An 11,198-nucleotide genomic window follows, 5' to 3' on the forward strand; every position below is an offset into this window, starting at 1 on the left:
CTCTCCACTCTTATCTTCTGAGGATAAGCCCATGCCCGACAACGGCGTCAGAACCATCGACCTTACCAACCTCGCCAGCGCCGAGGACCTGCTGGTGCATCAGGGCGGCACGCTCGGCGTGCTGCCCCGCGAGACGCTGGCCCTGCTGCTGGCCGCCAGCGGTGCGCTGGCTGACCGGCTGGCCGAACTGGACCGGGCCACCTCTTATGCCAGCATCCTGCGCCCGAGCTGGACGGCGCTGGCCTCGCTGGCGCCAGAGGCGATCGGCCAGCAGGCCGAGGTCAGCCCCGAGGATACCGGCAGCCACACCGACCCGCAGACCAGCGAGACCGTTAACAATGCCGGGCGCTATACCGCCTTCGGCACCAGCGCGGGGCAATGGACCTGGGTGGACGGCGGCGGGCTGGGCTCCAAGCTGAGCATCAGCAATTATCTGGGCGAGTTTTCGGGTCCATTCGCGAGCACCGTGCGGTTCAACATCGGTGCGGCTGGACAGGCTGCCATGGAGGCGGCGCTCGCGGACAAGGCCGACGCCGATGCGGTGGCAGCGGCGCTGGAAGACAAGGCCGATGCCACCGCCGTGACTGCCGCGCTGGCGGAGAAGGCGGAGGTGACGGCGGTGGATCGACTGAGCCGGAACGCGCTGGAGGTCTCGCCGAACCTCTTCGATGCTCAGGACCCGGACTTTGCAGAGGGCTACTTTATCAATTCCAGCGACGGCGAGCTGCAGGCCTCCGCTGATTATGATGCCACCGGCTTTATCCCGGTCACCGCCGGGCAGGTTTACTACCTGCCGGTGCGCCGCTGGATCGCGTGGTATGATGCGGCCTACAACTTCATCTCCGGCAGCAACCCGAGTAGCGGCGCGGGCACCGTCACTGCGCCTTCCACGGCGGCTTTTGGACGGTTCTCCATTCCAAATGCAGTCGGTTTTACCGCCGCAAATTTCTACGTGGTACAGGGAACGACCCCGCTGTTCCCGTACCAAGCGTATGGATATGTGGTGGTTGGGGACCGGGTCACCGGGATCGGCACCGACGCTCTGAAGAATGATGCTGTCACGCCCGCGAAAACGTCCTTCCTCGTGCCGTCGCGGAACCTTTTCGACAAAGCAGCCGCCACGCTCGACACGTTCATGGGGGCAAACGGTGTTGCCACCTCTGGCTCCACCTACGCGCTCTCGGACTATATCGAGGTGGAGCCCGGCGAGACCTATCACGGGTTCGGAACAACCCTCGGTATGCGATTTGTGGCCGCATTTGATGAGTCGCAAACAGTCTTGCCGGAGTATGGTTCAAACTCGGCTGTCACCACCATTACGGCCCCAGAGAGCGGGGTGGTGCGCTACTACCGTGTCACCTGCTTCAAGAGCCAGATCAACCAGTTTCAGTTCGAGGTCGGGACGGAGGGTACAGATTATCAGGACTATGGCTATTTGCTCGATCCTGCCATCCGGGTCACGGCCGAGCCCTCTACTTGGGCCGGGGCCGTCACTTACAGCTTTGGGGACAGCATCACCGCGCAGGGCGCGTGGCAGCCTGCTGTCGCGGCTCACTTTGGGCTCGATCACACGGCCTACGGTGTCGGCGGTCGGCGTGTCAGCGGGGCCTCGGGCATGTGTCAGGATGCCGCCATCGAGGCGATGCCGACCGGCGCGGATCTGATCCTCGTGCTGGGCGGCACCAACGACTGGGCCGGGAGTGTGGCGCTTGGAGCCGTGGACAGCAGCGATACCGCTACCTTCAATGGCGCCTATAATGTCATGTGCCAGAAGCTGACCACGCGCTTCCCTGCCGCGCGCATCGTGCTGCTGACCACGCCCTATGGAGAGCTGCCGGGGCGCCTGACGGACGGCAGCGGCTGGACCTCGGCCTCCGTCAACCTGCAGGGTGTGACCACGCGCGAGTATGCCGAGGCCGTGCGCGAGATGGGCAAGCGGTGGGGCATGCCCGTGGTGGACCTGTCGCAATGCGGATGGAACACGGTCAACCTAGACGACTTCATGGTGGACGATGGAGGAGACCTCCACCCGAACGCCGCAGGTGGCGCGCGGATGGCAGCGATCATTCGCGGGGTGCTGCGCGGCCTTGAACCTCTTGAGCCGTTCTGAGGAGGCCGCGCGATGATCCCCGCCATCCTCACTGCCCTGTCGCGACACTACATTGACGCCTATGCCGGGCTGCTGCCGGTGGCGGTGGTCACGCTTGTGGCCCTCACCACCGCCAGCGGCGGAATCCAGTTCCTCGCCGTATGGTCGGCCGTGCGCCTGATCCAACGCGGCATCCGCAGGGCGTGCTGCCCGGCATGAGCAAGACAGAAAAGCGCGTCCGCTGGGCGCAGGTGCTGAGCCTCATCGCGATCATCGCGTTGTTTGTCGCCGATATCGGCCTCGATATCCTCGCGAAGGAGGTGCCCGAGTGGGTCTATCCCATGCTGGGCCTGCTGGCGCTGGGGGTGGAGGCTCCCGCGCTTTCGCGCTTCGTCATGGCGCTGCTGCGCGCCGGGGCAGGCGGCGGAGGTGAGGGGCAGAAGTAGGACCCACCCGTCTTTGTGAGTGATCACGGGCCGGTCGTAACGCCGGCTCCAGTCTGGACTTAGGGACCCCGTCTCACACACACGATTCAGGATGGCGGATTACCGCTGCGCCCTATTCCAGCTGGCCCTGTCCCGGCGAAGACAGGGCGTGTCTACATTTCCACGCTGCCGCGATCAATCCAGCCGTAACCACGCCGGACCCCCCGGTGCAATCAGGAGGTGACGATTAAACAGGAAATTCGCCTACTGCAGGCCGCGGCATCGGCGCTTGGTTTTGCCTCGGGACCCTCGGTCGGGCTCTGTGGGCCTAAAAACCATGCCAGTATGAAGGCGCTGCGGGATGCGCAGCGGCAGGGAGAGGTGCAGAAATAGCGTCGATGTGAGCGCGGCGGCGCCGACGTTGCTGAGCGCAGTTGATCAGGTCAAGTTCGCTCTTCGTGACTACGGCGATCACTGAAACGACCAAACCCCTGACGCTCTTACGCAACACTTAATAGCAGACCCGAGTCTTGATCGGCGCCTCGAGATTGCATTCGTGTGGGTTGCGCCACGAGATGCAGGCACGTCGAATCAAATTTGGGAGAATGAAGTGAAACTCAAAGCTATTGCGTTTTTGGCGGTTCCGGCACTTATGATGGCTGGGTGCGACACATATACCGCGCAACAATACCAGAGTTCGGCACAGAACACGATTACCCTCCAAGAGCTTGCAGCTCGCGGAGAGCGTGCAACAGTGGGTGAAGTCCGCCTTGCCGAAGGGGTTGAGCCTCGGCCCACTTGTCGTCTCGCAGGGCCGCTTGATCTCGGGGGCGGCGACAACGTTGCCCAAACGATCAAGGAGGCCATGCAGGCAGAGTTGCTCGCTGGGGGGGTATATCGTCCAGGTGCGCGACCGGTGAATATTATCGTGACAGGGCTGCAGCCGGACTCTTTCAAGGGCGAGTGGAAGATCGGCCTCCAAGCTTACACGCAGCAAAGCTCTGGTTTCGCTATCCAGTCGACCACTCCTTTCAGCACCAGCTTCTCGGCCTACGCCGCATGCAATAACACTGCCACTGCGTTCAATCGAGCTTTGGCGTCGGCAATCCAGACGCTAGTCTCGGATCCGCGCTTCGCTCAGATGCTGTGACTGAAGGGGCCCTGCGTCGTAAGGCGCGGGGCCATCGATCCGGCGCTCCTCGAACGTTGTAAATCGAGCACTTTGCGTGGACCAAACTCATTAAACTGCAGGCTGCGCTCATCGCCTAGACGATGGGCGTTTTTGGCTTTCTACATATAGTTCATTTTGTGTCGGGGTGAGCGCGGCAGTCCTGAGTAGGGGCGTACGTCAGACGTTGAACATCAACTCGCCGCGCTCACCCAGTTTGGTAGCGCCCGCGCAACGCTCCTGCAAATGCGGAAAGCAGCCATAAGCGAACTTACGCCCCGCCGTCGCGCGGGGCCTGTTCCTGCGCCTCGGCGCATCGCCCGCCCGAGCATTTCCGGAACTTCACCTAGCCCCGCCTCGCGCGGGGTTTTTCTTTGCAAGGAGATCACCATGAAACAGGAGATCCGCCTGCTGCAGGCGGCTGCGTCGGCGCTTGGCTTCGAGCCCGGCCCGGCTGACGGACTGTGGGGGCCGAAAACGCGCGCCGGTCTGGAGGCGCTGCGCGATGCGCATCAGGGCCGCTGGGGCGACCCGGTGCTGCAGATTGGACGGGCGCTGATCGACCTGGGCTATCTGGCAGAGGGACCGCTGAGCCGCGTCTGGACGCCGGAGCTGGACCGGGCGCTTGGCGCGCTGATCGCCGCTGATGGTCTGCCGCGCTCTGGTGCCGTCATCGAGGCCACGACGCAGCCCGCCAGCCCGCCGCTGCGGCCCGGCCACGGCAACCGGCTGTTTCAGGGTGGCGCGGGGCATCTGGTACAGCTCTTCGTGATCCATACCACCGCCACGCCGGGCGGCTGGGGGCATAGCCGGCGCAATGCGGAGCTCTTCGCCGAGATCCGCCGCTGGCACCTCGCCAATGGCTGGCGCGACATCGGCTATCACGGCGTGATCTTCCCCGACGGCGAGGTGATCGAGGGCCGCCCGTGGGGCGAGATCGGCGCCCATGTCATCGGCCACAACGCCGGATCGCTGGGCTATTCCATGGTGCCGGTGCGCACCATCACGCGCATGGGCGCGCCCGAGGACTTCTACACCGAGGCCACGCTCTCCGCGATACGCGGCGTGATCGCCCGTGCCTGCGCCCGCACGCCCATCACCCGCATCGCCGGGCATAATGAGTTCGCCGCCAAGCTCTGCCCGGGCTTCGTCGTCACGCCCGAGGACTGGGCCCCCGCAGGCTGGGCCTGATCCCGCTTCACCGACTGGCGCCTGGCGCTGGTCCTCTCTGCGGCTGCGTGCCGCGCAACCTCCGCGCCTGTGGCGCATCCCCGAAAAGGAAAAGATCATGACCGGACAAATCGCCCTGCTGCTGCGGGTCTTCATCCTGTTGCCCCTCGCGGGCCTCGCCGCCGCGCTGCCCTTCGTCACCTATGACAAGGCGGCGGGCCTGATCACCATCGATGTCAATGCGGCCTCGGTCGCGGCGGCTGTGGTTCTGTATAGCCTCGTCAGCGGTGGCACCTTCGCGTGGTCGCGATGGGTGAAGGGAGTTGGCGGGAGAACATAAGCGCACATTGCTCTACCACTGATATCTAGCTGCTGCGCCTAAGCGGTGTGGCAGCTTTCTACTGCGCAATTCTTCAGGCGTAGCGAGGTCTAGTTTTGCCACATTGTCAATTCTGGCTCATGTTCGTGGTAAGTCCAGCACTCCGTCGCACTGTCAGCTAACGTCACGGTTGTGAGCCGCAAGAGTTACTAGCCTTCTCTGGAGGAATTTCGGGGAGGCAAGGATTTGGACATTGAGAAATTTATCCGCCGCTGGAAGGCATCTGGGGGAAGTGAAATGGCAAACTTCCAGACATTCGCTAGCGAGTTGTGCGATTTGCTGGAGGTAGAGCGTCCTCGGCCTGCTCAGAGCGACGGCCAGAGCAACGACTATCGCTTCGAAAGACCCGTCACTGAAACCCACACGGGTGCGATCCGTCGCGGCCGCATCGATCTGTATCGCCGTGGTTCGTTTGTCATGGAAGCAAAGCAGGGAGCAGGTCCGAAAGCGGCGGCAGAGCAGCTGCCATTATGGAAAGATAATACTCGTCTTAAACTGGGTCACGGCCGACGTGGTACCCGTTCTTTTGAGGATACCATGCTCCGCGCCCGCAACCAGGCTGACGGGTACGCTCGCGCTGTCAGTAGAGAGGACGGATGGCCACCCTTTCTTTTGGTGGTCGATGTGGGGAGCTTCATAGAAGTTTATTCTGATTTTTCTCGCCAAGGTCAGGGCTATACGCAGTTCCCTGATGGTACCCGATACCGCATCCATCTTGAGGACTTACGAGAGCAAGCAGTTCGAGATCGCTTGCGTTCAATTTGGACCGATCCAGAGACGCTTGACCCCTCAAGATCGGCGGCTCGTGTCACTCGTGAGATCGCGCATCATCTTGCTCATCTCGGCCGCAGTTTTGAAGGCCAGGGACATGGCGGCGAGGATGTGGCCCGCTTCCTCATGCGCTGTCTCTTCACCATGTTCGCCGAGGACGTGGAACTGCTGCCCAAGGACTCCTTCCGCGACAAGCTGAGGGAGTTGCGCGGGAAGCCTGAAATGGCCGCCCCGGTGCTCCAGTCGCTCTGGGAAACGATGAACACCGGTGGCACCTCCACAGTGCTTATGGCCAAGCTCCTGCGCTTCAACGGCGGGCTGTTCCGCGACGCCACCGCGCTGCCGCTGTCCGAAGTGCAACTGAGTCTACTGATCGAGGCGGCCGAGGCCGACTGGAAACAGGTGGAGCCAGCGATCTTCGGCACCCTGCTTGAACGGGCACTCGACAAGAAGAGCCGACACAAGCTGGGAGCCCACTATACGCCGCGTGCCTATGTCGAGCGGCTGGTAATGCCGACGATTATTGAGCCGCTACGCGCGGACTGGCGCAGCGTTCAGGCGGCCGCTGACCTGCTTCGCAGCCAAGGCAAGGAGCGCGAGGCGCTGCGGGAGGTGCAGGATTTCCATCAAAAGCTGTGCGAGGTTACGGTGCTCGACCCGGCCTGCGGCAGCGGGAACTTTCTATACGTCGCCCTGGAACTTATGAAGCGGCTCGAGGGTGAGGTCGTGGCTACTATGGAGGAACTGGGGGAGATGCAGGCCAGTTTGGGCCTTGCTGGCCACACCGTGGATCCGCACCAATTCCTAGGGATCGAGCTGAATCCGTGGGCCGCCAACGTGGCTGAGCTGGTGCTGTGGATCGGCTACCTGCAATGGCACTACCGCACGCATGGCAAAGCCGCGCCCTCTGAGCCGATCCTGCGCGACTTCAAGAACATAGAACATCGCGACGCCGTACTTACTTGGTCGGACCGCACTCCGCGGCTGGATGAGGATGGCGCTCCGGTGACCCGCTGGGATGGCACGACCACGATGCGCCATCCCGCGACCGGAGAGGAGGTGCCGGACCCATCGGCTCGGATTCAGATCTATGACTACGCCGACCCGCGCCCGGCGAAGTGGCCGGAGGCCACTTTCATCGTCGGCAATCCTCCGTTCATCGGTGCGAGCCGGATGCGCGAGGCGCTTGGCGACGGCTACGTCGAAGCGCTGTGGCAAGCCTATCCGAAGATGCCGGGCAGCGCCGACCTAGTGATGTTTTGGTGGGAGAAGGCGGCGCTGAAGGCACGCGCCTATGACGGCCAGACCGGAGTGAGGCGCTTCGGTCTGATCACCACCAACTCCCTGCGGCAGACCTTCAACCGCCGGGTGCTGGATCCGCATCTGGGAGATGCGAAACGCCCCCTGTCGCTGCTATTTGCGATCCCCGACCACCCTTGGGTGGACGCTGTGGATGGCGCGGCGGTGCGCATCGGCATGACCGTAGCGGCGGCGGGCAGCCGTCCGGGGCGGCTGGTGACGATCATATCTGAGTGCGGCGATCGGAACGAGGCCGAGGGGCGGCAGGTCGAACTGAAGACCGAGATGGGATTGATCTTCTCGAACCTGCGGATCGGGGCTGATGTTGCAGGGGCAGTTGCTTTGCGTGGGAACGACGGGCTTGGATTCAGAGGGATGCAGCTTATTGGCGCGGGTTTCATCGTCTCACCCGCACAAGCGCGGGGCCTTGGCCTTGGCTCCTCTCCGGGGCTGGAGAGGCATATTCGCCCCTATCGCAACGGCCGCGACCTGATGGCATCACCGCGCGGCGTCATGGTGATCGACCTCTTCGGTCTGTCGGAGCAAGACGTGCGTACGCGGTATCCGGTAGTCTTTCAGCATGTCTTCGACAACGTGAAACCAGAGCGGGACGCAAAGGCGCAAAACTCAGCCGATAGTGCTGCGTATGCGCGATTGTGGTGGCTACATGGAAAGCCCCGACAGAAGTTGCGCCCGGCACTGGAGGGCCTTCCGCGCTACATCGCTACTGTTGAGACGACTAAACACCGGGTTTTCCAATTCCTTGAAGCGGAAGTCATCCCCGACAACATGCTCGTCGTGATCGGTCTCGATGACGCCGCGGCGCTCGCCACGCTTTCCAGTCGCATCCACGTCACGTGGGCACTCGCTGCGGGAGGGCGCCTTGGGATCGGCAACGATCCACGTTACAATAAGTCGCGCTGTTTCGACCCGTTCCCTTTCCCCGATCTCACTCCCTCACAGCGCACCACCCTCCGCCAGCTCGGAGAGGAACTCGATGCCCACCGGAAGGAGCGGCAGGTCCGGCATCCTAAGCTCACACTGACGCAGATGTATAACACCCTCGAAAAGCTCCGGGCTGGCCAAATGATTGAGGGGAAGGACAAGCTGGTCTACGACGACGGGCTGATTGGCCTGCTGAAAGATATACACGACCGGATCGACGCCGCCGTGGCGGAGGCCTATGGCTGGCCTGCCGCCCTATCCGAGAACGACATCCTGATGAACCTCGTCGACCTCCACCGCGAGCGTGCTGCGGAAGAGGCTCGTGGTCACGTCCGGTGGCTCCGTCCCGAATACCAGAACCCCGAAGGTCGCACCGACCAAGCCAAAACTGGCGTGCTGGAGATTGCCGCCGCCGCCAAGACCGGCAAGACCCCGTGGCCCAAGACGCTCCCGGACCAGATAGCTGCTGTCCGCGGGGTGCTGGAGGACCTCGGGGAGGCTGATGCCGAAACCGTTGCTCGCACCTTCATGCGCGGCCGTGCCACGTCGGTAGAGCGCCTCCTCGAGACCCTCGCGGGGCTCGGCATGGCAGAAATAACCTCTGAGGGTCGCTACGTAATCTGAGGTCCGCGATAACAGGCGAGGCCATGAAGACTGAATGTGTGTCAGCATGGCATCCGCGCGCCGGAACGCGGCACCTGACAAGCCCGCCGGTTTTTCGCATTTTGTTGTAGCCCCGCGCCCAACCCGGCGCCGGGTTTTTTCTTGTGCCCCCGCCCTATCTGCGGCGCATGACCCGCTGGCACGTCTCGCCCCGACGACTATGTCGTGCGCCGCGACGGGCGGGACGTGGGGCGCAGATAGGGCGGGAGCGCCTCGGCATGAGCGCAGGAAGCGAGTTGATTTGGTGGTGGGGCAACATGGACCTACGCGGCCACGTATGGCTGTTTGCGAACGCGCGAGGCCGCGCTGGAAGAGGTGCGGCGGCGGATTAGGCGATCTGAATCAGACTGCCCTTGCGAGCGCGACTGCCTGCTTTCAAAAGGACATTAAGAAGAAACGAACAGCAAGATCTTAAGATTGTTCTGTAAATTTTTCTATGCTGATACGGTTGCTTGCGGTTTAGTTCGCCATAGGATAGCAGGTGGCGGAGCGATCTTTGGCCGGTCCACTAGAGTTTGGAGGATTACGCATGAGTTGGGCGCCTGTCCATTCCGCGCATGCGATCGAGCGCATCAGGTTCGAAGTGATCTTTGTAGATGCGCTACCAAAGAAGGTGATCGACGCCCAGCGGCGGCTCTTCGAGGCGCAAACGCAGAAGTTTCGATTCGATGCCGTTAAAGATCAGAAAACGCAGAAAATTTTCATTGGTGAACCCAGCAACAAATCGCCGATTATACAGGAATCTGAAGGCTGGCAATCTGTTCGAATTGCTTCCTCAACCATGCAGCCGGCCGAAGTGGTTGTGTTGAACCCCCAGATGCTCGTGTATGAATCTTCCGAGTATAGGAATTGGACAACCGCTAAGAAAAGATTCATCAGCGTTGTCGGTGAAATGATTTCTCGAATAAGTGATATCGTTGATTTTAGATCATTTTCTCATGACTATACGGATCGATTTGTCTTTCAGGGGGCTCCAGAGAAAGCGAACGCAAAACTGATTCTTTGCGGGGAGCTATTCCCGCTGCTTCCAGAGAATACGATTCTCGGAAACGAACTTTGGCATATTCATCGTGGCTGGTTCGAGACGAGGAACGGATTGCGTATCTTGATCAACCAGAACCTTGATATGCAGGATGGAACGACGCATATTGGTGATGCGGTCAGAAGCCTGCAGATATATACCAAAGCCGAAGCAAGGCTTGACGCTGATAGTCAGGTGGTCTCTGATCTAGAAGAATTTCTTTCGAACTTGCATCTGATTTGCAACGAAAATTTTGCGCAAGTTCTGTCCGGGGAGGGGAGAGAAATGTTGCACATTGATCAAAAGGGTGCGGGCGGTCATGGCTGAAGTAGGAGTTATGACGAGCACGGCTCATTCCGCGGCGCGTGCTTCGCGCTTTTTTATTCCTGCGGCCATAGCGCTGTCGGGATCTGCAAGTACGGCTGAGAGCTATGAGCTAATTTTATCAGATAGCGAAGTCCACATCGCCCAATCCTGCAGCTTTGCGAAATCTCCGGTGACCAAGCCGATCAAGGGGTGGGGTTCGCGGACTCTGAAGAAAGTTGATGAGATGTTAATCTCATCTAGAGAGGCGAAACATACGGCGTTTGAGATTGAAAGATATATTGATGCGGTGGCAAACGCCAATTGGATCAATTCGGCATTCCGCTCAGAAGATTGGAAAAGCGCCTTTGACCAGTTCGAGTTAATTCACGAACTTGAGGATGGCTGGGACGGTGATCGTTCGGTTCCCGCGGAGGCTGAGACACTTGCGGACTCGAAAGCGCTCCTTGAAACTCTTGAGGGCTCTAGTGTTCGAGCTCCGCGCGTAGGCCTCGACGCCGATGGAATTGTTGTGCTTACTTGGCGAACCGGAACGCTCGATGGTGTGATCTCAATCTACGGTGACGGTACCTTCACCTACTACTTCGAAGGTGAGGCGAATGTCGCGTCCGACGGTGAGGGTGCAATTGGAAATGATCTCGACCCGCAACTCGTCGAGCTCCTGAGTGTTTAAGCGGAGCCGGATTTGTCGGAGCTATCGTCGGCGCAATTTCTCAGAATGGTTTGGCATCCATCCCATTTCGACGGAGACACCCTCCTAGGTTCAGCGTTCTCGAGGTCAGACTTGGCTGGTGACGATGACAGAGACGGAAAACCTAGCTACCTCAGCGTGGATAAGCGCGACGAGTTGAGTAAGGTCTCGGTAGACTGGCGCATCGCATTTCAGCAACGCGATGGCAAGGATGTCTCCGAGGGGCGGGCGACGGCAAGATTTGTCGTGTTCG

9 protein-coding genes are annotated in these 11,198 nt (G+C 61.0%); all 9 read left to right on the forward strand.

The annotated features are described in order from the left end of the window. Positions 1–31: 31 nt before the first annotated feature. The 9 genes from BLR51_RS25920 to BLR51_RS25960 all read left to right on the forward strand — a co-directional run bounded on the left by BLR51_RS25920 (position 32) and on the right by BLR51_RS25960 (position 10,927). Complete coding sequence (locus BLR51_RS25920; protein WP_089852402.1) at positions 32–2,110, forward strand: SGNH/GDSL hydrolase family protein; 2,079 nt, start codon at positions 32–34, stop codon at positions 2,108–2,110. A gap of 12 nt (positions 2,111–2,122) precedes the next feature. Beyond that, positions 2,123–2,308: a hypothetical protein gene (locus BLR51_RS25925; RefSeq protein WP_089852404.1), complete on the forward strand. Its 186-nt coding sequence runs from the start codon at positions 2,123–2,125 to the stop codon at positions 2,306–2,308. Further along, positions 2,305–2,535, forward strand: a complete 231-nt coding sequence (locus tag BLR51_RS25930; protein ID WP_089852406.1) for a hypothetical protein — start codon at positions 2,305–2,307, stop codon at positions 2,533–2,535. The genes BLR51_RS25925 and BLR51_RS25930 overlap by 4 nt, the downstream gene beginning before the upstream one ends. Before the next feature lie 589 nt (positions 2,536–3,124). Then, complete coding sequence (locus BLR51_RS27540; protein ID WP_131821893.1) at positions 3,125–3,664, forward strand: hypothetical protein; 540 nt, start codon at positions 3,125–3,127, stop codon at positions 3,662–3,664. A gap of 408 nt (positions 3,665–4,072) precedes the next feature. Continuing rightward, the gene (locus BLR51_RS25940) at positions 4,073–4,873 is read left to right on the forward strand and encodes a peptidoglycan recognition protein family protein (RefSeq protein ID WP_089852410.1); all 801 of its coding nucleotides are present in this window, start codon (positions 4,073–4,075) and stop codon (positions 4,871–4,873) included. 97 nt (positions 4,874–4,970) lie between these two features. Further along, positions 4,971–5,192, forward strand: coding sequence for a hypothetical protein (locus BLR51_RS25945; RefSeq protein ID WP_089852412.1), 222 nt, complete (start codon positions 4,971–4,973; stop codon positions 5,190–5,192). A gap of 225 nt (positions 5,193–5,417) precedes the next feature. Further along, positions 5,418–8,870, forward strand: coding sequence for a class I SAM-dependent DNA methyltransferase (locus BLR51_RS25950; RefSeq protein ID WP_089852414.1), 3,453 nt, complete (start codon positions 5,418–5,420; stop codon positions 8,868–8,870). 520 nt (positions 8,871–9,390) lie between these two features. Next, positions 9,391–10,257 carry a TIGR04255 family protein gene (locus BLR51_RS25955; protein ID WP_165616948.1) on the forward strand — a complete coding sequence of 289 codons (867 nt, stop codon included), beginning with the start codon at positions 9,391–9,393 and terminating at the stop codon, positions 10,255–10,257. Beyond that, positions 10,250–10,927, forward strand: a complete 678-nt coding sequence (locus BLR51_RS25960; protein ID WP_131821894.1) for a hypothetical protein — start codon at positions 10,250–10,252, stop codon at positions 10,925–10,927. The genes BLR51_RS25955 and BLR51_RS25960 overlap by 8 nt, the downstream gene beginning before the upstream one ends. Positions 10,928–11,198 lie beyond the last annotated feature (271 nt).

Origin of the sequence: Salipiger marinus, from assembly GCF_900100085.1 — a bacterium.
GTDB lineage: Bacteria > Pseudomonadota > Alphaproteobacteria > Rhodobacterales > Rhodobacteraceae > Salipiger > Salipiger marinus.

Excerpts from the sequence above, each read along its gene's own strand:
- BLR51_RS25920 (WP_089852402.1), top strand. The coding sequence starts at position 32 with ATGCCCGACAACGGCGTCAGAACCATCGACCTTACCAACCTCGCCAGC.
- BLR51_RS25925 (WP_089852404.1), top strand. The coding sequence starts at position 2,123 with ATGATCCCCGCCATCCTCACTGCCCTGTCGCGACACTACATTGACGCC.
- BLR51_RS25930 (WP_089852406.1), top strand. The coding sequence starts at position 2,305 with ATGAGCAAGACAGAAAAGCGCGTCCGCTGGGCGCAGGTGCTGAGCCTC.
- BLR51_RS25940 (WP_089852410.1), top strand. The coding sequence starts at position 4,073 with ATGAAACAGGAGATCCGCCTGCTGCAGGCGGCTGCGTCGGCGCTTGGC.
- BLR51_RS25945 (WP_089852412.1), top strand. The coding sequence starts at position 4,971 with ATGACCGGACAAATCGCCCTGCTGCTGCGGGTCTTCATCCTGTTGCCC.
- BLR51_RS25960 (WP_131821894.1), top strand. The coding sequence starts at position 10,250 with ATGGCTGAAGTAGGAGTTATGACGAGCACGGCTCATTCCGCGGCGCGT.